Source organism: Afipia sp. OHSU_II-C1 (assembly GCF_000497575.1).
Lineage (GTDB): Bacteria > Pseudomonadota > Alphaproteobacteria > Rhizobiales > Xanthobacteraceae > Afipia.
This window is the reverse complement of record NZ_APJI01000015.1, coordinates 25,741-51,484: the sequence shown is the minus strand read 5'-3', so window position 1 is coordinate 51,484 and position 25,744 is coordinate 25,741. Positions and strand designations below refer to the sequence as shown.

30 protein-coding genes are annotated in these 25,744 nt (G+C 55.3%); 16 read left to right on the top strand and 14 right to left on the bottom strand.

Features of this window, described 5'->3' with window-relative positions:
- Positions 1-132: 132 nt before the first annotated feature.
- The gene (locus I554_RS0116805) at positions 133-1,110 is read right to left on the bottom strand and encodes a GlxA family transcriptional regulator (RefSeq protein WP_244432774.1); all 978 of its coding nucleotides are present in this window, start codon (positions 1,108-1,110) and stop codon (positions 133-135) included.
- An 83-nt stretch (positions 1,111-1,193) separates the two neighbouring features.
- Here I554_RS0116805 and I554_RS26475 point away from each other — a divergent pair, with 83 nt between their 5' ends.
- Positions 1,194-1,976 carry a carbon-nitrogen hydrolase family protein gene (locus I554_RS26475; protein ID WP_081710800.1) on the top strand — a complete coding sequence of 261 codons (783 nt, stop codon included), beginning with the start codon at positions 1,194-1,196 and terminating at the stop codon, positions 1,974-1,976.
- A gap of 16 nt (positions 1,977-1,992) precedes the next feature.
- Positions 1,993-3,003: a nitronate monooxygenase gene (locus I554_RS26470; protein ID WP_081710799.1), complete on the top strand. Its 1,011-nt coding sequence runs from the start codon at positions 1,993-1,995 to the stop codon at positions 3,001-3,003.
- 29 nt (positions 3,004-3,032) lie between these two features.
- Here I554_RS26470 and ftrA read toward each other — a convergent pair whose 3' ends face one another.
- A complete protein-coding gene (gene ftrA / locus I554_RS0116780; RefSeq protein ID WP_244432773.1) occupies positions 3,033-4,106 on the bottom strand; it encodes a transcriptional regulator FtrA in 1,074 nt (357 codons plus the stop codon).
- 29 nt (positions 4,107-4,135) lie between these two features.
- Here ftrA and I554_RS0116775 point away from each other — a divergent pair, with 29 nt between their 5' ends.
- Positions 4,136-4,534, top strand: a complete 399-nt coding sequence (locus tag I554_RS0116775) for a rhodanese-like domain-containing protein (RefSeq protein WP_024577279.1) — start codon at positions 4,136-4,138, stop codon at positions 4,532-4,534.
- Positions 4,535-4,587: 53 nt separating this feature from the next.
- The gene (locus I554_RS0116770; protein WP_192819978.1) at positions 4,588-4,977 is read left to right on the top strand and encodes a GNAT family N-acetyltransferase; all 390 of its coding nucleotides are present in this window, start codon (positions 4,588-4,590) and stop codon (positions 4,975-4,977) included.
- A gap of 278 nt (positions 4,978-5,255) precedes the next feature.
- Here I554_RS0116770 and I554_RS0116765 read toward each other — a convergent pair whose 3' ends face one another.
- The gene (locus I554_RS0116765; protein WP_024577281.1) at positions 5,256-5,681 is read right to left on the bottom strand and encodes a DUF1330 domain-containing protein; all 426 of its coding nucleotides are present in this window, start codon (positions 5,679-5,681) and stop codon (positions 5,256-5,258) included.
- A gap of 48 nt (positions 5,682-5,729) precedes the next feature.
- A complete protein-coding gene (locus I554_RS0116760) occupies positions 5,730-6,524 on the bottom strand; it encodes a crotonase/enoyl-CoA hydratase family protein (RefSeq protein WP_024577282.1) in 795 nt (264 codons plus the stop codon).
- 238 nt (positions 6,525-6,762) lie between these two features.
- Between I554_RS0116760 and I554_RS0116755 the strand changes: the two genes are divergently transcribed.
- On the top strand, positions 6,763-7,245 hold the full coding sequence (locus I554_RS0116755) for a cupin domain-containing protein (protein ID WP_024577283.1): 483 nt from the start codon (positions 6,763-6,765) through the stop codon (positions 7,243-7,245).
- Positions 7,246-7,328: 83 nt separating this feature from the next.
- On the opposite strand, the gene I554_RS25670 is transcribed toward I554_RS0116755, so the two are convergent.
- Complete coding sequence (locus tag I554_RS25670) at positions 7,329-7,820, bottom strand: helix-turn-helix domain-containing protein (RefSeq protein WP_024577284.1); 492 nt, start codon at positions 7,818-7,820, stop codon at positions 7,329-7,331.
- 88 nt (positions 7,821-7,908) lie between these two features.
- On the opposite strand from I554_RS25670, the gene I554_RS0116745 reads away from it, so the two are divergent.
- The 6 genes from I554_RS0116745 (at position 7,909) to I554_RS0116720 (ending at position 12,844) form a co-directional block, all read left to right on the top strand.
- Positions 7,909-8,364 (top strand): hypothetical protein, encoded by a 456-nt coding sequence (locus I554_RS0116745; protein WP_024577285.1) that lies wholly within the window; start codon positions 7,909-7,911, stop codon positions 8,362-8,364.
- Positions 8,365-8,461: 97 nt separating this feature from the next.
- Positions 8,462-9,277, top strand: a complete 816-nt coding sequence (locus I554_RS0116740) for a dienelactone hydrolase family protein (protein WP_024577286.1) — start codon at positions 8,462-8,464, stop codon at positions 9,275-9,277.
- A 123-nt stretch (positions 9,278-9,400) separates the two neighbouring features.
- Positions 9,401-10,285, top strand: a complete 885-nt coding sequence (gene gcvA, locus I554_RS0116735) for a transcriptional regulator GcvA (RefSeq protein WP_024577287.1) — start codon at positions 9,401-9,403, stop codon at positions 10,283-10,285.
- 149 nt (positions 10,286-10,434) lie between these two features.
- Entirely contained in the window at positions 10,435-11,202 is a 768-nt protein-coding gene (locus I554_RS0116730; protein WP_024577288.1) for an isocitrate lyase/phosphoenolpyruvate mutase family protein, read from the top strand.
- A 65-nt stretch (positions 11,203-11,267) separates the two neighbouring features.
- The gene (locus I554_RS0116725) at positions 11,268-11,612 is read left to right on the top strand and encodes an antibiotic biosynthesis monooxygenase (RefSeq protein WP_024577289.1); all 345 of its coding nucleotides are present in this window, start codon (positions 11,268-11,270) and stop codon (positions 11,610-11,612) included.
- A 146-nt stretch (positions 11,613-11,758) separates the two neighbouring features.
- A complete protein-coding gene (locus tag I554_RS0116720) occupies positions 11,759-12,844 on the top strand; it encodes a nitronate monooxygenase family protein (protein WP_024577290.1) in 1,086 nt (361 codons plus the stop codon).
- A 101-nt stretch (positions 12,845-12,945) separates the two neighbouring features.
- On the opposite strand, the gene I554_RS26930 is transcribed toward I554_RS0116720, so the two are convergent.
- From I554_RS26930 to I554_RS26460, 4 genes are all read right to left on the bottom strand, one after another.
- Positions 12,946-13,368, bottom strand: a complete 423-nt coding sequence (locus I554_RS26930) for an antibiotic biosynthesis monooxygenase (protein WP_024578186.1) — start codon at positions 13,366-13,368, stop codon at positions 12,946-12,948.
- A 121-nt stretch (positions 13,369-13,489) separates the two neighbouring features.
- Positions 13,490-14,395 (bottom strand): LysR family transcriptional regulator, encoded by a 906-nt coding sequence (locus I554_RS26465; protein ID WP_192817723.1) that lies wholly within the window; start codon positions 14,393-14,395, stop codon positions 13,490-13,492.
- A gap of 79 nt (positions 14,396-14,474) precedes the next feature.
- Positions 14,475-14,744, bottom strand: a complete 270-nt coding sequence (locus I554_RS0116705; RefSeq protein WP_029659498.1) for a hypothetical protein — start codon at positions 14,742-14,744, stop codon at positions 14,475-14,477.
- A 177-nt stretch (positions 14,745-14,921) separates the two neighbouring features.
- A complete protein-coding gene (locus I554_RS26460; RefSeq protein ID WP_081710797.1) occupies positions 14,922-15,710 on the bottom strand; it encodes a hypothetical protein in 789 nt (262 codons plus the stop codon).
- Positions 15,711-16,068: 358 nt separating this feature from the next.
- Here I554_RS26460 and I554_RS0116695 point away from each other — a divergent pair, with 358 nt between their 5' ends.
- Positions 16,069-17,001, top strand: coding sequence for an alpha/beta hydrolase (locus tag I554_RS0116695; RefSeq protein WP_081710796.1), 933 nt, complete (start codon positions 16,069-16,071; stop codon positions 16,999-17,001).
- Positions 17,002-17,184: 183 nt separating this feature from the next.
- Here the strand turns inward: I554_RS0116695 and I554_RS0116690 are convergent, their stop codons facing one another.
- Positions 17,185-18,078, bottom strand: a complete 894-nt coding sequence (locus I554_RS0116690; RefSeq protein ID WP_024577294.1) for a LysR substrate-binding domain-containing protein — start codon at positions 18,076-18,078, stop codon at positions 17,185-17,187.
- Between the two features lie 136 nt (positions 18,079-18,214).
- Between I554_RS0116690 and I554_RS0116685 the strand changes: the two genes are divergently transcribed.
- On the top strand, positions 18,215-18,919 hold the full coding sequence (locus I554_RS0116685; protein WP_196812818.1) for a hypothetical protein: 705 nt from the start codon (positions 18,215-18,217) through the stop codon (positions 18,917-18,919).
- A 122-nt stretch (positions 18,920-19,041) separates the two neighbouring features.
- Entirely contained in the window at positions 19,042-20,016 is a 975-nt protein-coding gene (locus I554_RS0116680; protein WP_024577296.1) for a quinone oxidoreductase, read from the top strand.
- Positions 20,017-20,226: 210 nt separating this feature from the next.
- Here the strand turns inward: I554_RS0116680 and I554_RS0116675 are convergent, their stop codons facing one another.
- The 3 genes from I554_RS0116675 to I554_RS0116665 form a co-directional block, all read right to left on the bottom strand.
- Positions 20,227-20,493 carry a hypothetical protein gene (locus I554_RS0116675; protein ID WP_024577297.1) on the bottom strand — a complete coding sequence of 89 codons (267 nt, stop codon included), beginning with the start codon at positions 20,491-20,493 and terminating at the stop codon, positions 20,227-20,229.
- Between the two features lie 104 nt (positions 20,494-20,597).
- Positions 20,598-22,115 carry an aldehyde dehydrogenase family protein gene (locus tag I554_RS0116670; RefSeq protein ID WP_024577298.1) on the bottom strand — a complete coding sequence of 506 codons (1,518 nt, stop codon included), beginning with the start codon at positions 22,113-22,115 and terminating at the stop codon, positions 20,598-20,600.
- A 17-nt stretch (positions 22,116-22,132) separates the two neighbouring features.
- Positions 22,133-22,486 (bottom strand): hypothetical protein, encoded by a 354-nt coding sequence (locus I554_RS0116665; protein WP_024577299.1) that lies wholly within the window; start codon positions 22,484-22,486, stop codon positions 22,133-22,135.
- 273 nt (positions 22,487-22,759) lie between these two features.
- Between I554_RS0116665 and I554_RS0116660 the strand changes: the two genes are divergently transcribed.
- A complete protein-coding gene (locus I554_RS0116660; protein WP_024577300.1) occupies positions 22,760-23,725 on the top strand; it encodes a tripartite tricarboxylate transporter substrate binding protein in 966 nt (321 codons plus the stop codon).
- A 137-nt stretch (positions 23,726-23,862) separates the two neighbouring features.
- On the opposite strand, the gene I554_RS0116655 is transcribed toward I554_RS0116660, so the two are convergent.
- A complete protein-coding gene (locus tag I554_RS0116655; RefSeq protein WP_024577301.1) occupies positions 23,863-25,143 on the bottom strand; it encodes an acyl-CoA dehydrogenase family protein in 1,281 nt (426 codons plus the stop codon).
- A 405-nt stretch (positions 25,144-25,548) separates the two neighbouring features.
- Between I554_RS0116655 and I554_RS25665 the strand changes: the two genes are divergently transcribed.
- The gene (locus I554_RS25665) at positions 25,549-25,743 is read left to right on the top strand and encodes a hypothetical protein (RefSeq protein ID WP_152527707.1); all 195 of its coding nucleotides are present in this window, start codon (positions 25,549-25,551) and stop codon (positions 25,741-25,743) included.
- Position 25,744 lies beyond the last annotated feature (1 nt).

The following is a 25,744-nucleotide window of genomic DNA, read 5'->3' as shown; positions in this document are numbered from 1 at the left end:
CAATCCGATCGCCCAGATTGCTATCGGACGACTTGCTCCATCAGAATCCTATCGCCTTACCGTCGTCCAACCTGCGAGCGGCGAGCCAATGGTTCTAGCTAGATGGAGCACAATTCTCAGTTGTCGATAGGGTCATTCATGAGCGCCAACGTGATGTACCTTTCGGAATGTCGATGGTGAAAGGCCGAACTTACGTTCGAATGCGAGATTGAGATGGCTCGCAGAGCTCATGCCAGTTCGCCTGGCAATAACTTTCAGCGGCAGGTTTGTCGCTAGCAGGGTTCGCGCCTTTTCCAATCTCATTTGAAGAACGAACTGTGCGGGAGTTTGACCGATTGCGGCTACGAATTTTCGATAGAATGATCGCTCTGAGAGCCCCGAGCGATTGGCCAGCGTTGTGATTCCGATGGGATGAGAGATTCGGGATTCCATCCAACTGATCAAGTTGGCAAATGGCTCTCCGGCAGAGATTTGCGCATTGAGCATCTCGCTAAACTGAGATTGATAACCCGGTCTTCGTGCATAGAGCACCATGAACTTTGCGACCTTATCTGCAACTTGTCGGCTGGTGTCTTGCTCGACCATCGCCAAAGCCATGTCTATGCCGGTTGAAATTCCAGCGGATGTCCAGGCCTTACCACTTACGATAAAAAGCGCATTCTTATCGACCGACAGACTAGGATAACGCATCCCAAGGTCAACGCAGTCGGCCCAATGCGTGGCCACGCGTAAACCATCCAATTTTCCAAGCTCGGCTAGTATGTAGGCGCCCGAGCACACCGAACCAAAGCGCGGTGCCGCCTCGATACAGCGCTGCAGCCATGTTTGCGTGCTGGGCAGCGCTATGGCTTTGTGCATGGTTGTCTGCCCGCCGCCTGCGACAAGCAAGGTCTTTACCATTTTAGGTGCGAGAGAAGTCGGCGCTTCCGTTGCGATCGAGATACCGCAGGACGTTGCAACTAGGCCGCCGGACGGTGAGATCACCGAGACATTGTAGATCTCTTGGCCAGCAATGTTGTTTGCAATTCCGAATACAGAGGAGGGGCCAGCAATGTCGAGCAGTTGGCATCCATCGAAAGCGAACAGCACGGTTTTTTGCATTTTGGGCATTGGCAGAAAATATCATGAGATTGTCATTTCTGCCAACGTTGGTTCCGCTAATTTTTCGGAAAGCAGTCCAATAGGTGATCAGTATGAAAATTATGGTTTGCGAATTTCCGGATGAAGCGTCGCGAAAGAAGGCGGCATGGGAAAGTCTTGTCGCGCAAGCTGGGGTTGATAGGCCTGACATCGTTGTTTTGCCGGAAATGCCGTTTTGCGAATGGATATTTGTCGGAGATCGGGTTGATGATGAGTCGTGGCGGAAGGCGCTTCGAGATCACGATCGGATGATCGATCAATTCGGCGCACTTTCCTGCAAGACCGTGATGACCTCCAGGCCGATAGAGCGCGATGGCCATCGGTACAACGAGGCTTTTCTCTGGTCGAAGGCTTCAGGTTATCAGGCTGTTCGGCGCAAGTGGTATTTGCCAGATGTCCCGATAGCGCGCGAGACGCTGTGGTTTTCCCAGGGTGATCGAAAGTTCGCCCCTGTCACGAATGACACTTTGCGTGTTGGCTTCCAGCTCTGCAGTGAGATCATGTTTCCAGAGCATGCGAGGGAAATCGGTATTGCTGGGGCTCATCTTATTTCTCATCCGCGGGCGGGAGGAGTAGGACGACGATGGCGTGCTGCTTGTGAGCTTTCTGCGGTGATTTCGGGGTGTTATCTCGCCTCTGCCAATCGCCGGTCGTATGACCGAGATCTGTTTTCCGGGTCTAGTTGGCTGTTCTCGCCTGAAGCGGCTTTGCTTGCTGAAACCTCTGTAGCTCGACCATTCGTCACGACAGAAATCGATCTCGCCGTCGCGGAGCGTGCCAAGGAGACATATCCGCGCGATATGCAGCGCGCCTACTTCGCGCCATCGGTCAGCTGAGTGATCGGAGTTCGAAATGGGTTTTAAGACTGCGCTGACGGATGGATTGAATCTGCGCCATCCCGTCGTGGCGGCTCCACTCGGCCGCGGATCGACTCCTGAATTCCTCGGAGCTCTCGCAAATGCGGGTGCTCTGGGGTTTGTCGCGCTGGGCCACATTCCTCAGGCTGAACTGCGTCAGACACTTTCTGGTTACATCGCGTCTGCTGGCGGTGCTGGTCGGTTTGGCGTCAATTTTGTTTTGATTGCGGACCAGATGCAGCGGCTTGAAACCGCTCTTGATGCTGGTTGCCGAGTTGTTTCGTTCTTGCGTGGCGATCCGGCACCGTATGTTCGGCGTGCAAAGGATAAGGGGGCGACAGTATTTTGGACTGTGTCGGGATCCGAAGAAGCCAAACGAGCAGCTGACTGCGGAGTGGACTTTATCGTGGCGCAAGGGCGAGAGGCCGGCGGTCATCTTACCGGCGAGGCGCCGCTTATGACCTTGTTGCCGACGATTGTTGATTCTGCGCGTGGTGTTCCAGTGGTGGCAGCTGGCGGCATAGCTGATGGACGAGGCCTGGCAGCCGCATTATCGCTCGGTGCATGTGGGGCATGGATGGGGACACGATTTGTTGCATCGGCCGAAAGTGGCAGTCATCCTGGGCACAAACAAATGATCGTGGATTGCGGATTATCAGACTTGGTCGAGACAACGTTGTTCGATGGTGGATGGCCAAATTCACCTCATCGAGTAATTGCCAACTCGACCTACAAGAACTGGAAGGATGCGGGCTATCCATCAAATGGATCACGGCCGGGAGAAGGAGAAGCAATCGGGCAATTCTCGGAAGGTGTTCCAATGCTTCGTTACAATGTGGCGACGCCTTGGGCGACAATGGACGGCGATTGGGAAGCAGGACCGCTTTATGCTGGCATGTCAGCGACGCTCATCCAGGCGGTTAGGCCTGTGGGAGAATTGCTAGCTCAGATCGATGACGAAGCTGAAACCGCCTTGCGGAAAAATGTGAGCTACTTGCGCGTGTAACTGTAACTCGTCTTGGAGTGTTGCTCGTCTTAAGCAGTCCTGCCCTTTAGTGTATTTTGAGCATTAGCCTCGGACGCGACTTTATTCATCGGCACCTTCGAGAATTGACGGCGATAATCGCTGGGGCTGAGCCTGACGAGGCGACGGAAGTGATGACGGAGTGCATGTGAGCTTCCAAAGCCAACAGCCTCCGCGACTTTCTCCATGGGCTGATTTGTCTGAGCAAGTATTTCCTTTGCCGCTTCAAGTCTTTCGTTGATGAGCCATTGGCCTGGCCATTCACCGGTGGCTTCCATAAAACGGCGTTCGAAAGTACGTTTGCTCATTCTCGCTTTGCTCGCCATCTCGCTGACGGACCATTGGTGATGAATGTGCTGTCTAATATATTCGAATACCGGGGCTATACTGGCGCTTACCCGTAAAGCAACCGGGCGTTCCAGAAATTGCGCCTGACCGCCTCCGCGATGGGCAGGCATGACAATTCGGCGAGCGACTGAGTTGGCGGCCAGTGCACCGAAATCCTGCCGCACAATTTCTATCATCAAGTCTATGCCGGCCGCGCTGCCTGCCGACGTATAGATACCGTTGGCGCCACGGTAGAGCGAGGTGTCATCGACTTCTATAGCCGGAAATCTTTCGCGCAAGGCGTCAGCGTAGCGCCAGTGGGTGGTGGCTATCGAGCCGTCAAGAAATCCGGCCTCTGCCAGGACAAAAGCTCCGGAGCATATCGAAGCTAATCTTGCGCCCTTTGATCTTGCGCGTCTTAGAGCATTTGTCAGGCTTTGAGGGACAGGAATATCAGAGCCCTTCCAACCAGGGATGATAATAAGATCCGCTTGCTCAAGAAGATCGGCCCCGCCGTCTGGTAGAATGCTGAAGCCGCCATGTGCACGCAATGGTCCGGGTTCAATTGCGCAGCTTGCGAAGCGATACCAGCCTGAACCCATTTCCGGGCGCGGAAGACCGAAAATTTCCGCAGCGATTCCAAATTCGAACGTGCACAATCCATCATAGAGTAGAGCGGCAACTAATGGACCTTGCATATTTGGCATGATGTTTACGTTCATTGTCATTTGCGCCAATGGCAAGTGAAACTGCGGCATAGCACTGTTGCAGGGAAAGGAGATTTCTCATGCCAAGTGCCGTTACTGCTGTAGCTCCGGCCGCAAGCGATCTTGCAAAGGAGCACTTTGCTGCTGAATTTGCATTCGAGACCGACTGTTGGGACGTTCACGACGCTCTGTCGAAGGGTGCGGACTTCGTTTTGCTCGATGTACGAAGTCCAGCTCTATTCGCGCAGGGGCATGTCGCTGGAGCTATTAATTTGCCGCATGGAAAGATCGTGGCATCGAGGATGGCACAATGGAGCGATGAGACGGTTTTTGTGACTTATTGCGCCGGGCCTCATTGCAACGGCGCGGCGCGTGGAGCCTTACGTTTGGCGGAGCTCGGCCGTCCCGTTAAGATCATGACCGGCGGGATCACCGGCTGGCTTGATGAGGGCTTTTCTCTCCAGTCCGATCAAAGTTGATGCCGATGGTCATCAGGCCAGCCGAGTCGTCCGATTGTGACGACTTGCTGGCCATGATCCGCGATCACGCTAACTACGAGAGAAACGAGGCAACTATCTCCAGACGGGGCCTATTATCTCTCGTGACCGGCGAAGGTGCCCGTGCGCATATCTTTGTCGCGTCTCGACAAGGAGAGCTTCTTGAATACTTCTCTCTGACGATCGACTACTCTCTCTGGCGAGACCATATCTGGGCGCATCTTGATTGTTTGTATGTGACAACCAACGAGCGAGGCAAAGGTGTCGGTGCAGGCCTATTGGCTGAGGCGATAGCCGTAGCTAGAAGGCTCGGTGCGGATCAACTTGAATGGCAGACACCGGAATGGAATGAGCGAGGAGTTGCCTTTTACTTGCGCGAAGGTGCTTTTTCGCAAGTTAAGATGCGCTTCAACATCAATTTGTGAAATCTATCCGGAGGTCGACGGCATACGTTCTAATCGTCATTCTGGCTGCATTAGTAAAGCCAGAAACCTAGTCACGGATAGCAGTAAGACCGGATAATCGTTCCGATTGTTGTAACGGAATTTACGTTAGCAACGCGGCTATCCCCAACGCGACTTTAGGCAATTGGTGATAGCAACGTCATGTCGGGCGAGTAACCGCTTGGAATTGGTTCAGCTCATGAGAATTCCATGAATCGACTCATTCCCCTAGGCTCGCGATAGGTCCGCTTGCTGAATACTCAAATGAATTGTCCGAATCTGGTCCCTTGAGGCAAAGCAGCAAGACGGATGAGGCGAGAATCCAGAGCTGCAGCTCTTCGGTGCGCCGCAGCTTCTCGATAAACGGGATCACGGAGAATTTCGTTAAAGGCTGCCAGGCTTGGGTACTCTGCAACAAAGCTTAGGTCCCAATTCTCCTCATCCGGGCCGATCAGCATGTTCTCGAAACGGCCTTCCCATACAATCTTTACGCCTAGTCGTGCGAGGACCGGCTCGCTGATACGTCCATAAGTTCGATAAGCCTCGACTCCGGTTGAGGCATGGCCGTCCGGATAGTTCGCATGTTCGCGTAGCCGAATGAGGTTAAGCAAGTGGGCCTTGCCGTCGCGCTGGTTGTCTCGATGAGCGATGAAGCGCTCTTTAGTCAGGTCAACATGTCCGGTCATTTCTTTTCCACGTATGTAAGTGCTGTAAATCCGTGTGATTCAAGGTTTTTATTGCCCGTTGAAATGAGCAGGACGACGCTCAAGAAATGCATCGATCCCCTCTCGGATGTCGCGCGTGGGAACCATCTGCGCAAATTGATTGGCTTCGACGGCAAGCCCTTCATCGATCGACAGATTGATGCCGCGGGTGACGCTCGCAAGACTCGCTCTGACCGCAGCAGGCGGCTTCTCAATGATTCTGGCCGCGAGTTCGCGGGCGCGCATCATGAGCTGCGAGGCAGATACAACTTCATTGATCAGACCGATACGTGCGGCTTCCTGCGCTGAGATCGAGTCACCAGTCAGAATAAGCTGCAAGGCACGCTTACGCCCAATATGGCGCGGAAGGCGCTGTGTTCCACCGAACGGAGGAGGAAACCCCAAGTTGATCTCTGGTTTGGCGAAACGGGCTTCGTCACTTGAGATGGCTAGCGGACATGCCTCAACTACCTCGCATCCGCCGCCGAAGGCCAACCCGTTCACTGCAGCGATGATGGGTTTTGGGAAGTTTTCAACCCGCTTTGTGAACGCCTGGCCGCGTCCAACGAATTCGCGCATGGCAATGTTTACGCCGGCCGCGACACTCGACGAGAACCCAGCGATATCGGCACCTGCGCTGAATGCTTTACCAGATCCGGTAAGGATGACGACTCTGATCGAGTCGTCTCGCTCTATGGCATCCAGGTGCTGCTGGAAAGTGTCGATGAGAGCATAACTAAGTGCGTTCAGCTTCTCAGGGCGGTTGAGGGTGAGTGTCGCGATATTGCCTTCCACACTCATGAGCACGGGTTGGTCAACGGTCATAATAATCTCCTTGCTAGCAGGTTAGGAGAAAATTGCCGGTGTCGACTTAGTCAAACAAACTCATAATCCTCGCCAGCGCATGAAAATTCTTCATTTTGTGGCGAGGGGAGAGGGTCTGATAATCTTGACCGTCAGAATGGCTCAAGAAAATTGAAGTCAAGCTTTCGATTTTTCGTAGGAGTCAAAAGCCAATCGGTTACTTACACTATCGATCTTGATCTAGGGATCCGGTAACGAAATGAACGAGACGTCGGAACGCAGTCCTCTTGCGCTATTTGCAAGTGATGCAGAAGAGCGCAGGAAGCTATCATGTTACCCCGAGCCGTTTCGCTCGCGTATGTCCAAACGCGTAAAACGGCCGCTGGGGGATCTTTTTGGTATCAAAAATTTCGGCGTGAACCTAACGGAGCTTCTGCCTGGCGGGGAATCGTCAATCATGCACTGCCACAGTAAGCAGGATGAGTTTGTATATATTGTGAGCGGAAGACCAACTTTGGTAACTGACCGAGGGGAAATAGAGTTGGCGCCGGGAATGTGTGCAGGGTTTCCTGCGGCGGGCCTTGCTCATCATTTGGTCAATCGGTCAGACGAAAGGGTGGTCTATCTGGAGATCGGGGATAGAACGCCGGGCGACAGTGCGAGTTATCCTCACGATGACTTGGTTGCAAACCTCGGAGCCTCGGGTTGGTTGTTTACGCATAAGGACGGAAACCCGTACTGATGCTTTCACGTGTTTTTCTGGGCACCAATGACCTCTTGTCCACTGGCGCATCTCGTTCTGCAAAATTGGCCGCCCGGAGATCGCTACTTTCGCGGCTGTCTGGAGGAGCGCGAAGGAAGACTAATAACAGTTTCAACGTCGTCTTTCCTCGCAGGTTTACCCTGTTCATCGACCAGGGCAACGGTTAGCTTTTGTCCCGTTGCTTTCGAGCGGAGAGACAAAGGCCCCGAGCCTTTCCCGATCCAGTGATCGCTCCACTCCGTCAGCGCTGTGAAAGACAGACCTAGCGACTGTCCCATCTTCGTCAGCGGATATTCGATCCGCGTCCGCTGTCCCTCCTCGCGATACTCCCGCTGTTCCATCAGGCCGCTCTCGACCAACCGGGCAAGCCGATTGCTCAGTACGCTGCGAGGGATATCCAATTCATTCCGGAAGTCGTCGAAGCGTCGCACCCCATACAGGGCCGATCGCAGGATCACGAGAATCCAGCGATCCCCGATCACTTCGAATGCTTTCCAGAGGTTGCAATCGTTGGGCGGTACTGGAGAGCGGCGAATCGGAGGGGTGTCGGTCATCACGGCATTATACACATTATCTGAGTTGCCAAAATGGATTTAGCTTGCTACAAGCCTAAGTCCAATAAATGGACCTAAAGGAAGTGCGATGCCGCTTATCTCTGTCAAGGCGCCGGCGGGCGTTCTGAATGATCAGTCCAAAGCTGCTCTTTCCAGAAATCTCGTGAATGTTGCGGTGGAGTGCGAGCAAATCCCAGATGAGCCGAGCAAGCGTGGTTTGTGCGTGGTCATGATCGAGGAGGGAGGCGCCGGAAGCTGGACCTTCGGTGGCAATGATCTGTCCGGCACGGTGGTGTCGTTTATCGCGACAGTTACTGTCGCTAAGGGGGTTCTTGACGAGCAAAGCCGGGCTCGTTTTGCCGAGCTTGGCCACAAGGCTGTTGCCGAGGCGTTACCCGGAGAGACGCGCCGGATCTCAAGTTCCTTTCTGTTCAATGAAATCGAAGACGGCATGTGGGGTGTTAACGGACGTCTCTGGAGCCTGCGAGAGCACGCAACGGCGTCCGGCTACAGGCATCTGCAACATCTTGTCGTCGCCAGCTGAGACCGGTGACGTTCTCGCACTACGACGTGCAGGAAGCCACGCTGGCAATCACATCGCCTGCGAGCGATCCATTTAGCGCATCACAAGGAGCCAATCGATGCTGACGCGGCCTGTAGACAGGGACGACGCACTTGAGGATTTTGTTGCCCGTGAGATCACGCTTATCGGCATCACAAAAAGAGTACTTGTATCAGGAAGTGGACCGGCCGTGATCGTGATGACCGAAATGCCCGGCATCAGTCCTCACGTGGCGCGATTTAGCCGCTGGGTACGCGATGCCGGATTCACGGTTTACATGCCTTCGCTATTCGGGCGCGATGGAGCTCTTGTCAGTGCAGAAGAGGGAGTTGCGGTGATGCAGCGGGCATGTGTCAGCGCCGAGTTCCGTGCGTTTGCTGCCAATGAATCCAGTCCCGTGACTGTATGGCTTCGTGCACTGGCGAAATTCGCACATGAGGAATGCGGCGGTCTTGGTGTGGGGGCGATCGGCATGTGCTTCACCGGGAATTTTGCGCTTTCGATGATGCTTGAACCGTCCATGCTAGCGCCGGTCGTATCGCAGCCATCGTTACCGCTTAACGATCCGGCCGGAATGGCGATGGCACCCGAAGAGCTTGCTGCTGTGCGCGAGCGTCTTGATCGGGAAGATCTTACGGTGATGGCCTACCGTTTCGCGGGCGACAAGTTCTGTAAGGCTCAACGGTTTGCCGCGTTTTCGGAGGCACTTGGCGACCGCTTTGTCGCGCGGGTGCTGCCGGACAGTGCGGCCAGTACGAACCTTCCGCCTTTCTTCGCAACCCATGTGACGACCCCCCATAGCGTGGTGACGGCTCATTTGATCGACGAAGCGGGGCAGCCGACAATTGCTGCGCGCGATGAGATCCTGGCTTTCTTTAAGCGTCGGCTGAAGTGATGAGGAGCGTGCGTCTGGAATTCCAAACAGGTTGATGACGTTCAATAGCGCATGAAAATCCTTCAGTTCGGTCGCTCACGACAGTTCCGCCGTGCTACAAGCGCGTTAAGGAAGGAGCACGTGATGCGCCATCGATTGCCCCCACTAAATTCGCTTCGCCTGTTTGAGGCGTCTGCCCGTCTTCTAAGCTTCAAGAATGCAGCAGAGGAGCTTCTGCTGACGCCGAGCGCAGTCAGCCATGGTATCCAGTCTCTGGAAGATTGGCTTGGTACACCATTATTCCTTCGCACGACCAAGGGGATTGTGCTCTCCGAAGCAGGCACCGCTTACATTCCGGTGGTACGGCAAGCGTTGGAGCTACTTGCCAACGGCAGCGCGAATATTGCCAACCAGCAGGGATTAGGGCAGCTCGCAATAAGTATGGCCCCTACGTTTGCAGCAAAATGGTTGCTTCCGCGGCTTCACAGGTTTCGTGAGCGTCATCCAGACATTCGCATCGTCATTGACACCTCGCACGAACGCAGCGAGTTGTCCGATGTCGGGGTGGATCTTGCCATTCGCATGGGACGTGGAAATTGGCACGGCTTCATTGCAGATAAGCTCTTAAATGAGGCCATGGTGCCTGTATGCGCCCCGGCTATTCTCGAGCGCGTGCGAGAGCTAAAGGATATCGAGCAATCGCCGCTGATTCATGTCACTACGGTGAGCGAGGATTGGGCCGCGTGGGCCCTCGGGTGCGGGCGCCCTGCACCGGACCTGGCGAAAGGATTGCACTTCGACACGATCCAAATGGCATTCGAAGCAGCCAGCCAGGGTCTCGGTGTTGCCATCGGGCGAAAGCCGCTGGTCAACTCCGAACTCGAGGCCGGTAGCTTGGTCGAGGTGTGGGAGACGGTAAACAGCAATACGTCGTATTGGCTGATAGGTGCGGAAAGCCGCGCAGATGATCCGCGCATCATTGCGTTTCGTTCCTGGATCCTCGACGAGGTTAAGGTCGATCTGGCTTGAGGTCTCTTCGGACGTGACCCCGATTCATGCGCGACGTACTATTACTCATTTGCCGTGGTTGGCTACCTATTTCATTCTGGACCAGATTTTGACTTGCAGGTGGCGTGTCCTTTTCTTGCCGGCCTGATCAGATGCCGAGAAAGGGAAATATGGCTGGTCAATATGCGGAAAGACGTGTGGCTTTCCGCGCTCTGCATCAGAGCGGATGTTTCGTTATTCCAAACCCATGGGACGTTGGCAGCGCGCGCCGTCTTGAAAAGCTCGGCTTTAAGGCGCTGGCGTCCACAGGCGCGGGCTATGCTTGGTCGCTGGGACGTCAAGATCAGCAGCTCACCTTGGACGAAGCGTTGGCTCATTTGCGGACGCTATGCAGTGCCACATCTCTCCCAGTGAATGCGGATTTTGAAACCGGCTATGCCGACAATGCGGATGGCGTCTTTACAAACGTGTTGAAGGCGATCGATACGGGCGTCGCTGGTTTGTCCATCGAAGATCGCAAGGATAATGATCTTCTGGATTTTGGCGAAGCGGTGAAGCGTGTGCGTGCTGCACGTAGCGCAATCGACCAGTCTGGCGAGAATGTTCTCTTGGTTGGACGATCAGAAGGGCACTTTATCGGGAAGCCGGATCTTGCGGCGACGATTGCCCGTCTGGTTGCCTATTCCGAAGCCGGCGCAGACTGTCTTTATGCTCCAGGTATTACCGATCTGTCGGAGATTGCGAGCATCGTGGCCGCGGTCCAGCCCAAACCTGTGAATGTGATGATTACTGGTCCTAGCCCTGCCGTATCGGAGCTGGCTGCGATTGGGGTCCGCCGAGTCAGTATAGGTGCATCGCTCGCGGCTGCTGCATGGAAAGGTTTCGATGTTGCAGCAAGAATGCTTTTCCAAGAGGGTCGGCTTCCGCTGCGGAGTTAGTCCCCGCGGTAGTTCCTAACGTCGATACTCAGAATACCTCTGATAGACAGAATTGGATGAACAAAATGATTGCAGTTATCTTCGAGTCGTGGCCCGCACCGGGAAAAATGCAGACCTATCTCGATATGGGAGCAAGGTTGGGTCCCCAGCTCGAAAAAATCGACGGCTTCATTTCAATCGAGAGGTTTCAGAGCGTTACAGACCCAACCAAGCTTCTCGCTCTGTCCATCTGGCGTGATGAGGCTGCGGTCGATGCCTTCCGCAACTGGGATGTTCATCGCAACGTCCAATCGAATAGCCGCAAGGATGTATTTCTTAATTATCGGCTGCGCGTCGCAGCGGTAATACGCGACTACGGCATGAACGAACGTGAGCAAGCGCCGTCAGACAGCCGCGAAGCTCACGCTTGATCTGGAAGAATCTAGCATGAGACTTGAGCATAGCATCGGTGCCTTTGGCGGTTGCGGGGATCACTAGATCAACTCCGTCGCCATTAGGTAATCCGGGTGAGATGAAGATGATCTCATCTTGTTTTCGGCACGGGAGGAAATGTGTGGTGTGGTCTGATCGAAGATTGCTGGATCTCCTGAGGATTGAAATCCCGATAGTTCTGGCACCGATGGTCGCGGTGCAGGATGCCGAGATGGCGACGGCCGTTTGTTTGGCAGGAGGTCTGGGATCGTTAGCCTGCGCAGCCCTTTCCGTAGAGCAGGTGCGTGAACAGGTTGCAAGAATTCGCTCTCGCGTTTCAGCGCCAATCAATCTCAATTTTTTCTGTCATGAAGCTGTCGATGCTGATCCACTCAGTGAGGCCAGTTGGAAGCGCCGGTTAGCGCCATACTATGCTGAACTTGGCTTAGACCCTGAGGCTCCTGTTCATTTTGCCAATCGTGCTCCGTTTGATAGCAAGATGTGCGATCTCATTGAGGAATTGCGACCTGAAGTCGTCAGCTTTCATTTCGGCCTTCCAACTGAATCTTTACTCAGGCGAGTGAAGTCGGCTGGGTGCGTTGTAATGGCGTCCGCCACGATCGTCAGAGAAGCGATTTGGCTGGAAGAGAATGGGGCGGATGTCATCATTGCCCAAGGGGCTGAAGCTGGAGGGCATCGCGGAATGTTCCTTACAGATGACATTTTCACTCAGCCAGGAACCTTTTCTTTGGTGCCGCAAGTGGCCGATGCGGTTGGCTTGCCTGTGATTGCTGCCGGAGGGATTGCGGATGGGCGTGGAATAGCGGCAGCGTTCGCTTTAGGGGCTTCTGGAGTTCAAGTTGGCAGTGCGTACCTGAGATGCCGCGAATCCAAGGCAATATCTGCTGCAAAAATAGCATTTGCCGATGCTACGGATGAATCGACCGTCATAACAAATGTCATGACCGGACGCCCCGCGCGCGGCGTATTTAATAGGATTATGAGAGAAGTCGGTCCCATGTCTGGTTTAGCGCCGGCTTTCCCACACTCAGCCACTGCGCTTGCTCCCTTGAAAACTGGAGCGGAGAAGCTTGGAAAGGTTGACTACACAAATCTTTGGGCGGGACAATCGATAAAGTTGGGACGAGAGTTGCCCGCCGGAGATCTAACGAGGGCCTTGGCGGATGAAGCGATACTTAGAATGAACCAGCTTGGGGCTTGTTCCGAATAACATCTTTAAGTTTAATTGGCGTGCCGATGCAAGTCGCTTTCAATAGTGAGAAGCGACTTGCATCGCAACGCCCGCGGTACTAATTGCCCGAGCGATTATCCCTAAAATGCGTTGAACCGATAAAGATTCCGCAATCTGAATATTCTCCCAAGTATTTGTCCGCCCTTGGTGCGAGGTGTTCTTGCCACGATCTCGCTTGCATCGCTGTTCGCCCTCGGTTCGCCACGTGCTGTCCACGACCTGGCGTGCATTACTGAGCAAATCTGGTAGCTGAAGAAGGTATAGAACTCTCTATAGCCGCGCCGTTTTGCGTCGACATGTTCGGGATGAGTCCGCCACTTCTCCAGTGCTTCTTCGGAGTCGAATTCGACAATGGTTATTCGTTCGCCATCCTCAGCGACAAATCCTTTGTGAGAAATGTAGCCTGCGATAGTTGGAGCGAGTTCGCTCATGCGCTTTGATAAAGGCGCATATTCATCTTGGATATTCGGCTTAAGCCGAGAACGAAGAACGGAAAGAATCATGAGTATTGTTCCTTGATTGTGCTCTACGTCGCTTTTCAGCGCGTCATTAAGGTCGTGTCATACTGTTGGCGTCGCGCCGGGTTTTCAAATGCTTTTCATCTATGATCATTATGCAAAAAAATTAAATCGCTGACTGCAATTCCTCGATCATGAGATTGAGGGCAGTATTGAATCGCCCCGGAATTGGGTGGCGCATCAAAGATATTGTGGCGCAAAGATCAAAGTCACTCACGTCGAGCACTTCTAGCGCCTCTCTATAGGGGCTGTTCTCGAATTGCCGCTGGGGCGCGAGAGCGAGCCCGCCGCTTTGAGCAAGCAAGGACAGTTGGAGATCTTCTCCAAAGACTTCTGCGGCAATCTGTATAGGTAACTCTAACCGATCAAATGTACTGAGAAGAGCGGCGCGACAGCCGCAACCTACTGGGTTTAGAAACCAGGGCTGATGGGATAGATCACTAAGGCGATAAGATCTTTCGTCCGCAAGATTGTGTTGGTGCGCCTTGGTAACAACGAGTATTCGCTCGGTTCCGATTGGAGTCTGTAGCAAATGGAGCGAACCTGCTTGATCAGGCATTAGGAGCCCGATTGCACAGTCGAGCGCTCCTGTTTGTACATCTTCTATCAACTCCTTAGACCAATCCGAGGTGACTTCTAGTTTGATCCTGTTGAATGTTCGTCTAAGCATATTGAATGGAGAGCTCAACAATGTCTCTTCAAGTCCAAACGCGATTCCGGCTTTTAGAACGCCGGAAATATCCTCTCTTAAGCTTCCGCAAGTTTCTAGTTCAGCCACTGCAGCCAATACTCGGCGGCAATGCTCGAGAACATGAGCACCAAATGCGGTCAGTACTGCAGGTTTGACCGTTCGATCGAAAAGAGGTGTAGAACCCATGGCGGATTCAAAATTCTGAATTCGTCGCGTGGTCGCCGGCTGAGTCAAGTTTAGGCGAATGGCCGCTCGGTTCACCGATCCTGTTTCGGCCACGGCCACAAACGCTTCAATTTCAAGAAGGTTTCTGGGGCCCATGCTCCGATCCTTGCCACTACCTCGCCCATAATAGGTTGAGCCACAAGCCTGCAGAGCCTTTAGCAAGCTAAAGCGTCCCCTATTCCAGAGCATGTAGATACATAAATTGCGGTTCTTCAACGCCAGCTTGTCGGCGAATTTCCACTAGCTGTTCAGACTCAAAAAATGATCGTGCCTTTGCAAGAGAACTCCAACTGGAAAAGTGAACGATCGTTTTGGAGTCATGCTCCTCTCTCAGAAGATGGTAGCTCTGCTCTCCAGCAATTTTACGCATATCGGAAGCGGCATCAAAAATTGACTTCCAAGCCTGGTAGTCTTTAACAGCGTGAATAATAAGAACGTAACTCATTCATTTATCCCATAATTGCCTATTTACTTTTAGATGCGATCGGCCAGATCGAAATGCGTTATTTCGTTGCACGGCCTTCATTCATCTGTCGAATGTAGGAACCGGTTTCGGTAAATCGGCCGATGCCGTGTTTGCACAAGTGAGATACGTTCGGCATCGAGGCTTGCGAGAGGTCACCTATGGCAGCGATTGTGCCATGCTGAGTGCCGGTTGAGGGTCTGGTGTGCAGCCAGCCAATCGAGCTGGGACGCCGACTGCGGTACATCCCGATGGAATTGATGTTAGGACCAATGAGCCAGCGCCAATCTTGGCGAAGTCTCCAATCTCTACATTACCGAGCACTGTCGCTCCTGCTGATAACAGTACGCCGCGACCTATTCGCGGAGCGCCGACTGAGCCGTCCAGCAAGCTGCCAAGCGTAACCCCCTGAAGCATCGATACGTCTTGCTCGATAACGACGTCTCTTCCCACTGTGACGCCCGTGCCATGGTCGATGAATAGAGAGTCTCCAATGACTGCAGACGGATGGATGCTGACATGCAAAGCGTGAGAGATGGAGTGGTGAAGTGTTTTAGCAAGGTCATATTGTCTTTCCCGCCAGAGGTGATTCGAGATCCTATACGCCTCCAACGCGATATAGCCCTTGAAGTGAAGAAGAACGTGAAGTGGCCCAGAGCAAGCCGGATCGCGTTGCAGTGGTGCATTAAGATCGCGGATTGCTGTGTCGATCAAAGAGGGGTCGTCGCAGTAAATGCGCTGCGCAGTTTGACGGATGAGTGCTTTGTCATTCCGGCTTCCCCTGGTTGCTTTGGCGATGAGATGCGACAGCGAGTGTTCAAAATTGATATGATTAAGTACTGCTTCATGTAACCAGGCAGCCAGTATTGGCTCAGCTTTCGCGACCGCAACTGCTTGACGCCGAATCGTATGCCATATCGAGACGTCAGTAGGCGGCCCTGAGCTCATGCAGAATCTCCGGAGATTAAGTAGATGCTTATTGTTGAATCACTTTCGGAAATCGGAATTTGGTCTTGGTCCATTTGATCTCAGTGCAAGATTCAATCAGAACGTCATTCGACTTGTCGTGTGAGAGTAAAATTGACATAGGAGTGCAAAATCCAATGCATGAGAAAAATTTGCCAGCGATTGAAAATATATCACTTGCTGAAAATCGAGACAGGTTGAGGAGAGTTTCTCCGTAGGTCTCTCATGAGACTTAATCGCGGGGCTATATCACTGACAGGTATGCCTCACTTGCAGATGACGCGTTTGCGTTAGGGTGATGCTTGGCGCATTGCTATCTGCATCAGGCTCATAGGGCGCGATGATCGTCTTGCGCCACGGAGGTTTTATGCGCGCAAGTATGCTGGACACTCATCCCCTATCGCCGGTTCAGTCTGCCAGACATAGCAAGTGGGGAAGTGCTTCACGTTCTGGCGTGCGTTATGTCGAAACCGAATCTATTCACTTTCGCATTCGTGAGGGTGGACTAGGCGATCTTTCCGTTGTTTTTTTCGCGGACGGGCCGAACGCGCTTGAGCATCATGATCCGGTCTTCGATCGGCTTACGAGGTCGATGCGTGTTATTGTTGTTGATCCGCCAGGATTTGGCTTTTCGACGCCTAAGCCGAGCTTCGATTTTACACTTGAAGCGTTCACGGATGGCTACGCTGAATTGCTGTCATCGTTAGACGGCCCGTTTGTGCTTTGCCCAACCTGTACCAACGTTTACCCCTCGGCGCTGATAGCCGCCAGGCGTCCCGAACTGGTAAGCCACCTGATACTGATGCAGGCGCTCAGCTGGGAGCAGGAGAAGATATGGACGAGTAAGATCGTTGATCCTGCTGGCGACTTGGCTAGGCCGTTTCTTGGGCAGGAGGTTAGCTATAAGATGCGCGCGAGTGCGCCGAAGACATGGTATCCTAATGCGCTTGGTTCGTCCGATCTCGCGGGGTCATTTCTAAATCAATCCTGCGAGTGTTTCGCTCATGGTGCGAATTTTTGCCTGGCTTCATTGATCCAGGCCTGGTTCGGTCGTGGTGCTGCCGATCCAGTTTTTCCTTCTTTCAGCCAGCCCGCTCTTGCGGTTTGGGGTGCAGGTGATCCTTCCCATCGGCGTAGCGATAAACGCTCTCTGCTGACCATCGCGCCGCACGCTCAATACGTTGAGCGTAAAGGCATTGGTCACTTTCCGGAAATTGAAGACCCGGAATGGTTTGAAGAGCTGTTGAAGAGGTTTCTTCGCGAGACAGCGTAATACACCTACTAATGTGCCGCCTCTTATCTTATGCCTTTTCCTGCTGCCTCACTTCGGCGTATCGGTGTTTCGTCGCGAATGTCGGTTAAAGTATGAGTACGTCGAAACATGTTGGGCCGACGTGGGTCGGCACAGGGGAGTAAAACCGGTTGTTGCGGGACGTAAGCGAACTCGAGAGCTCATTCAGCGTTTTTGCGGTTTGATTATCGCCCCGTTCACTCGCTTTTGTACAACGAGATGAAGAATCTCCCGTAGATCGGACGCAGCAGGAGACAACTCAGCTGCATACAGCATCCGTAGCTCGATCGCTGGTAGGGATGGAAGGGCGAACTCTGTGCCCACATCTCGAATGCCCGAGGGCACGCAATGGGACGTTCTTGGCGATATACCGTATCCCGATTGCAAGGCCGCCCAAACACCTGGCAGGCTTGGCGTTGTGAGTGATAAGCGCCAACGAACCCTGTTTCGTTCCAGGACTTGAAGTGCCGCCTGACGAAAGAGGCATGGATGATCGAAAACGACAAGCGGGATCCGATCGCTTGCTTCTGATCCGTTCACTCCCTTTCCGCCGAACCACATCATTGGCAACGAGGCGATCAAAGTACCGCGGTTAGAGGAATTAGGTTTGAAGAAAGCCAGAGCAACATCGAGGCGCCCAGAGTTTATATCTTCCTCGAGTGAATAATTACGGCCAGCACGGACTTCAACGTGGACTGCGGGGCGCTTCCGTGAAAATTGTTTAAGTGCATCGGGCATCACGTCTTCGAAGAAATCTTGAGGAAGTCCCATGCGCACTGACGCAGCAGCCGTCGCCGCGCCGACAGACGCTGCAGCTTCGTCATTCAGGGCGATGATGCGTCTGGCATACATGAGAAGGGAGTCGCCAGCTTCAGTCGGGACAAGACCGCGGCCGTTGCGACGAAACAGCGATTGTCCCGCTTGTTCCTCAAGCTTCTTTAGCTGCATGCTAATGGCGGATTGTGAGCGCCCCAGTTGCGACGCGGCCCGGGCGAAACTTCCAAGCTCGAGCCCCAAGACCATCGTGCGCAAAGCGTCCATATCGAAGTTGGGTTTCATACTTTCGAATTCCAGAATTGTGATTTCCTAACTATATGATATTCGAAATTATCATCCATTGCTAATGTCTAGGTCGAGCAACCGATTTCGCGGAACGCGATCGGGCGGGCTCCACCTATGCATGGAGATGGACATCTTGAGCCAGCTTTTGGTCGATCAGCTAAACACGCTTACGACCCCCTATCTCGCTGATGGTTGTCTGAGAACAGGTGTTCCGATTCGCTTCGCACCGGTGGGGTTGCGTCCACTTGCGAACAATATGCGGTGCGCGGGACGTGCGCGGCCGATTCGGCATGTGGGGAGCATCGACATTTTCTTCGAAGCTCTTGAGAGTTCCTCGGCCGGCGATGTCTTCGTTATCGATAATGGCGCACGTATGGATGAGGCGTGTATCGGCGATATCGTTGTTCTTGAGGCCAAGGCGGCCGGAATCTCAGGCTTTGTCGTCTGGGGGCTGCATCGCGACAGTGCAGAACTCAGCGATATCGGCTTTCCGGTATTCAGTATGGGATCGTTGCCAACCGGGCCACAGCGTTTGCATGTGCGGCCGCCGGACATCCTCAGCCAGGCAATCATCGGTACGCACGTCATTACATCCAAAGATTTCGTCGTGGGCGATGCCAATGGGGTTCTCTTCCTGCCGGAAGATCGGCTTGAGGATATCGTTGCTGCTGCGATTGCCTATCGGGAGACTGAGGCTCGCCAACTCAAAGGCATGAAGGAAGGCCGTGGCTATCGTTCCCAGACGCAGTTCAGCGAGTACCTCGCGCGGAGGCAGCGCGAGCCAAGTTACGGTTTTCGTCAGCATCTGAAGGATATTGAGGCTGCGGGCGAAGTCTGAAGATTGCGATAATTCGAATAAGCACGAAGAAGTGCATGCGTGGTCAGTCGTAAGCAGGTGGTCTGCGCGACGCGCCAGGCAGTTGTTGCTTGTAATTCTCCATCACATCAATCGAGGCAAAAGTGACTAAAGCTATCGTTATTGACAAGACAGGCGGACCGGATGCGCTGCAGTGGAAAGACATTCAAGTCGGTGAACCAGGTGAAGGGCAGGTTCGTATCCGGCATACGGCAATTGGCCTGAATTACATTGACGTCTATATGCGCTCTGGCTTGTATCCCATCCCGATGCCGGGCGGCCTTGGGCTTGAAGCTGCAGGCGTGATCGAGGCTGTCGGTTCAGGCGTAAGTCATGTCAAGATAGGCGATCGCGTTGCGTATGCCGGTGGTCCTCCCGGTGCTTACGCGGAAACGCGCGTGATGCCGGCAATTCCTCTGGTGAAGCTTCCAGACAACGTTTCCGATCAGCAGGCTGCGGCGCTGCTGCTGAAGGGCATGACCGTTCAATTCCTGATTCGCCGTACCTATAAGGTGAAGGCAGGTGAAACCGTTCTGCTGCATGCGGCAGCGGGTGGTGTTGGCCTCATTGCCTGCCAGTGGCTCAAAGCGTTGGGCGTAACAGTCATCGGCACCGTGAGTAACGAAGAGAAGGCGGCTCTCGCCAAGGCGAACGGTTGCACTCACACGGTTCTTTATACCAAGGAGAATTTTGCAGAGCGCGTTCGTGAACTTACGAATGGAGCCGGTGTGCCGGTCGTTTATGACTCGGTTGGCAAGGTGACGTGGGAAGATTCTCTGTCGTGTTTGCAGCCCCTGGGTCTAATGGTGAGCTTCGGCAATACATCCGGGCCTGTTCCACCGGTCAACATCGGCCAGCTCGCAGCCAAGGGCTCACTGTTTGTGACGCGGCCGGCCCTCGCAACTTACACTGCCAAGCCCGACGATCTTCAAGCCACCGCCGCTGATCTGTTTGACGCTATGGCCAGTGGTAAGGTTAAGGCGGAGATCGCACAGACTTTCCCGCTGAAGGATGCTGCGGATGCTCATCGTGCCCTCGAAGGCAGCAAGACGGTCGGTTCGACTGTTCTAATTCCTTGAGTTCGAAACAGCGATCACGGAGTGGAAGCCGGTCGCTAAATGATATTTGGCGTGAGTTGCGGGCCCGGCGATTTAAGCTGGCATATGACAAGCCGCTCTCGCACCAGATGAGATGAAGCCGAGCACGGTGAAGAGTCACAAGCGACTCTCAACCGGACAGGAATCCGGCAGGCAGCAAGACCAAACCGGCGTCGTAACCGCCGCTATGCGTTACCTGCACTCGTCGATCGGATAGTGCTGGCCGCCGCCGGAACCGCCGTAAACTCCGATGAAGACTTTGGTGCCCTTTTTGCAGCGGCTGGTGCATGCGGAGACTTCGCGCGTGCATTTCGCAGCATAGGTGGCGGCCTGGGCGCCCTGGCCGCTGGCCCAGACTTTGCAAGATTCTCCCTGCTGGGTGCAGGACACGGCGAACGCCGACGAGGATGCCAGGAAAATGGATGCCCCCAGAGCCGCAGCGGTGAAAAGCTTTTTCATAGTGCCCCTCCGTTTCGATGAGACGTACCAGAACAGACCGTGCGAGCAGATGTCTGTCGTTCGCTATGTGACTTCACTTTGCCCGTATGCGTCAAATGGATAAATCAATCGATATCAAACTTCACGCCTTGCGCGAGCGGTAGGTCGTGGCCGAAATTGATGGTGCTGGTGACCCGGCGCATATAGGCCTTCCATGAATCCGATCCGGCCTCGCGCCCGCCGCCGGTTTCCTTTTCGCCGCCGAATGCGCCGCCGATCTCCGCGCCGGACGGGCCGATGTTGACATTGGCGATCCCGCAGTCGGAGCCTCTGGCCGAGAGAAATTCTTCCACCTCGTGCATGTCGGTCGAGAAGATCGACGATGACAGCCCTTGCGGCACGCTGTTGTGCATCTCCATCGCTTCGCCGAATTCCGAATACTTCATGACATAAAGAATCGGTGCGAACGTCTCGCGCAGCACCGGCCCGGTCTGCGCCGGCATTTCGACGAGGGCGGGCGTGACATAATACGCGGCAGGGTTTTGTTTGTCCTCGACGCGCGCGCCGCCAAAAACCTCACCGCCAGACGTCCGCGCCTCCGCCAACGCTTTCTGCATTTTCCGGAAGGCCATCTCGTCGATCAGCGGGCCGACGAGGACGTCATTCACCGCGAGAGGATTGCCGATCCGGACCGATCCATAGACCTGCTTCAGTCGTCCGACGAATGCATCGTAAACGCTGTGATGAACCAGCAGCCTGCGAAGCGACGTGCAGCGCTGGCCGGCGGTACCGATGGCCGCGAAGGCGATGGCGCGAACAGCGAGGTCGAGGTTCGCCGACGGGCACACGATCGAGGCGTTGTTGCCGCCAAGTTCCAGAATGCTCCGGGCAAAACGCGCGGCAAGACGTGGACCGACCATGCGCCCCATGGCGGTGGACCCGGTCGCCGAAACCAGCGGGATGCGCGGATCATCCACCAGCAACTCACCGATATCCCGCCCGCCGATCAGCAGCGTTGAGAGGTCCGCCGGGATGCCATCGATCTTCGCCGCCGCGCGCTCGAACAGCGCCTGAACGGCGAGTGCCGTCAACGGTGTTTTTTCCGATGGCTTCCAGATCACAGGGTTGCCGCAGACAAGGGCGAGGGCGGCGTTCCACGACCACACCGCGACGGGAAAATTGAAAGACGTGATGACGCCGACAGGGCCAAGCGGATGCCATTGCTCCATCATCCGGTGGTTGGGCCGTTCGCTCGCGATGGTGAGGCCGTAGAGCTGGCGCGAGAGACCGACTGCGAAATCGCAGATGTCGATCATCTCCTGAACCTCGCCTTGTCCCTCCGACTGGATTTTTCCGGCCTCGATGGTGACCAGGCGTCCGAGCTCAGCCTTGGCGCCGCGCAGTTCGTTGCCAAGAACGCGAACGAGTTCGCCGCGCTGCGGCGCGGGAACGGTTCTCCATGCAAGGAATGCAGCTTGCGCCCGTGCGATCGCTTCGGTCGCGCTGCCAGTGTTTGCATCCTGCACGCTGGCGATCGTTTCGCCGGTGAGCGGCGAGCGCGCCGTGCGTGAGCCCTGAGTGTACAGATTGCGCGGAACGCCGAGCTTCTGAAGAAGCGAATCGACATCGGTTGCGAGAGTCATGCCGTGCTCCGGGAATCTCAGCTTTCGGGAGGCGGAACGAAGCAGAGGATGCCCGCCTCGGGCGTGTAGCACAACACGGCGCCGCCGGTCGGGTTGTGACGCTCGGCGAGAATTCTCTCGGCCGGGACCCGGATCCAGAAGGCTGACGAGATGTGCCACTTGTGGTCAACCTTGACCTCATAGCCCTGGGCATCCCGCCGCACCTCGGCGGCGCGGCAATCGGCGATCGAGCAGCATTCCGCGCCCGTTCCCGGCTGTCTCAAACCCTTGAACCAGGGCGCCAGTGCCGGGTCCGCATTGTCGGGCGGAGCTGCATGGACCGGCGCAAGGGACAGTGCGATCGCCATTGCTTGCGTCACGAATGCTCGCATGCGGACCTCCGTCGGGACATCTGCGACCGCTGCTCAGGTGGCTTCCGTGAGGAGCATCCCGCTTCCGTTCCGGATCATCAACACAATAAGCCGTCATCCCGCCGCCGCAACGGACGGTCCGCACCCATTCCTTTTCAATACTGGCTCGTGACGAGTGGCCTCGACGCATGCGGCATATTGCATCAGGTGTTCGTTGCCGCGGCGGTTGTTATGCAACATCATATAGTTCTATAAAAGAACTTAATGATAATGTGTTGTCACGGAGGACACGTCTTGCAGTTCAATCGCCGTCAAATCCTGCGCGCTGGCGCAGCTTCCGTTCTGCTGCCGGCTGCTGCTTATGCGGCGCCTCAATGGCCGGAGCGGGCCATCCGGATCGTTGTCGGGTTTGCTCCGGGAGGACAGACCGACATTTTCGCGAGAACCTACGGCGAATTCCTCGGCAAGCAGACCGGCGCGTCGGTCGTTGTCGAAAATAAAACCGGAGCCTTGGGGGCGCTGGCTGCAACGGAGGTCAAGCGTGCCGCGGCGGATGGATACACGCTGCTCTTCAATACCTCCGGCGCGATGACGGTGAACCGAGTTCTGATCAAGGATATTGCCTACGATACGGACCGCGATTTCGAACTGGTGGCCGCGATGCCGACCGGTGGTCTTCCGATGTTCGCGAGCAGCAAGCTCGGGGTCAAAACACTCGGTGAGTTTGTTCAGTATGCGAAGTCCGCGCCCCGCGTCAGCCTTGGCACGTTCGGCGTCGGATCTCCGGGGCACCTGACGATCATCGAACTCAACAAGCAGTACGATCTTAAGATCGAGCCGGTTCACTATCGCGGCGAAGCTCCGATGTTTACCGATATCGTCGGGCAGGTCATCGACGGCGGCATCGGAAGTTATATCGGCGCCCAATCCGTTCTTCAGAGCGGCGCGGGAGTTGCGATCGCGGTGCCGCGCAAACGGTTGACCGTTCTTCCCGACGTCAAGACATTCAAGGAGCAGGGGGCGACCGCTCCGCTGTTCGATCTCACGACGTATCAGTGCTGCGCCGTTCCCAAGGGAACGCCGCAAGAGGTCATTGAGCGCCTGTCCCAGATTCTCGTTCAGGGCGGAAAGAGCGAGAAGGCTCTCGAGATGTTCAAGATGTTTGGCATCGATGAAGGCGCGATGGACCTTGCGGCCACCCGTGCGCTGTATGCACGGGAATCGCCGGTCTGGATCGATCTGGCTTCGAAGATCAGCTGATTGATCGGCGCTTGGTCCCGTCCCGACCGGGATTGAGCGGTCTTGTCCGCCGATCGGAAGAACGGCATTTGCGCTCCTGCGCAAACGCCGCAAGCGAGGAGCGCGATAACGGTGAAATACCGCGCTCCGATCCCGGCTTACGCCATGCTCAGTTCATGCCGGCCGACCACCATCCAGTGCACCTCATCCGGACCGTCGGCAAAGCGCAGGTGCCGGACGTCGGCGTACATGTCGGCGAGCGGCGTCCATTCGGAAATGCCGGTTGCACCGTGAATCTGGATCGCCTGATCGATGATCTTGCAGGTGCGCTCCGGCACCATGGCCTTGACCATGCTGACCCAGACGCGGGCTTCCTTGTTCCCGAGCACATCCATGGCCTTGGCTGCCTTCAGCACCATCAGCCGCATCGCTTCGATCTCACAGCGCGCCTGCGCGATGATCTGGAGATTGCCGCCGAGATGCGCGATCTGCTTGCCGAAGGCTTCCCGCGTCAGGCCGCGCGACACCATCAGGTCGAGCGCCTTCTCCGCCTTGCCGATCGTGCGCATGCAGTGATGGATGCGGCCCGGCCCGAGCCGGACCTGTGAAATCTCGAAGCCACGGCCTTCGCCGAGCAGGATGTTCTCCTTCGGCACGCGGACATTGTTGAAGCGCATATGCATGTGGCCGCGCGGCGCGTGGTCGGCGCCGAACACATGCATCGGCCCGATGATTTCAACGCCGGGTGTGTCGACCGGCACCAGAATCTGGGATTGCTGCTTACCCCGCGGTGCATCGGGATTGGTCTGCACCATGGCGATCATGATTTTACAACGCGGATCGCCCAGGCCGGAGATGTAATACTTTTCGCCATTGATGACCCATTCGTCGCCGACGAGCTTCGCCGTGGTCGCAATGTTCTTGGCGTCGGAAGACGCAACGTTCGGTTCGGTCATTGCGTAGGCCGAGCGGATTTCGCCGTTCAGCAGCGGCTTTAGCCACTTCTCCTTCTGCTCTTTCGTGCCGACGCGCTCCAGCACCTCCATGTTGCCGGTGTCCGGCGCAGAGCAGTTCATGGTTTCAGATGCCAGCGGATTCTTCGCGAGCTCGACTGCGATGTAGGCGTAATCGAGGTTCTTCAGGCCTTCGCCGGTTTCGCTGTCGGGAAGAAAGAAGTTCCAGAGGCCTTCTTGCTTGGCTTTCGCTTTCGCTTTCTCCAGCACCTCGATCTGTCCGGGTGTGAAGCTCCAGCGGTCCTTCTTGCCCTCACCGTGCCGGGTGTATTCGACGAGCATCGGATCGACGGTGTCCCGGATGAATTTCTTGACGTGTTCAAAGAGCGGGCGAACCTGATCCGACATGCGCAGATCGTTCAGTTCATCGCCCGGATTGAGGCTGTAATTCGTCGTTCGCGGAACGTACGCGTGAGCTTGTTTCATACAAAGTTTCTCCCATGGGTGTTTCCTTGCTGAAACTCATAAAGCACGGGCGCACTCTTTGGTAGGGATGAGCTGAGTTGCGTCAGCGAAGATGCTGACCCTTATTCGATTTGACGACTGAAAATCCCGCGCGACATCAGCTTTGCTGCTCCGGCGTGCGTTACGCGTTTAAAACGCGCCCGCGGGTGCGCATCGCCCAGCGAACATTTCTGCACAGCGGGTTGAGTTTTCTCGTGGTTGATGTGCCGGGACGCCTTCCGTACTGGAAGAAATCTTCCGCAGGGGCATCCCAACGATGAACTGATAAAGCACTAGCATGGCGACACCTTTGATCTTCCCGCAGGATCGGAACGGCTCGCGTCCACGCAGGTGTGCAGCAATCAGGCGTTCGCCATTGGCGCGAACGTGCTTGCCTTCCAGTTTCATCCCGACGCGGATGGCGGCAGTTTTGAGCGCTACCTGATCGGCCATGCATCCGAACTGTCTCATGCCGGGTTGCTTCCTCAGGCGCTGCGCAGCGAAACGAAGCGCCTCGCGCCGGCAGCCAGCCGGCACGGACAGCGCTGTTTGCAGGCGTGGCTGGATGGCCTGGACGCATGAC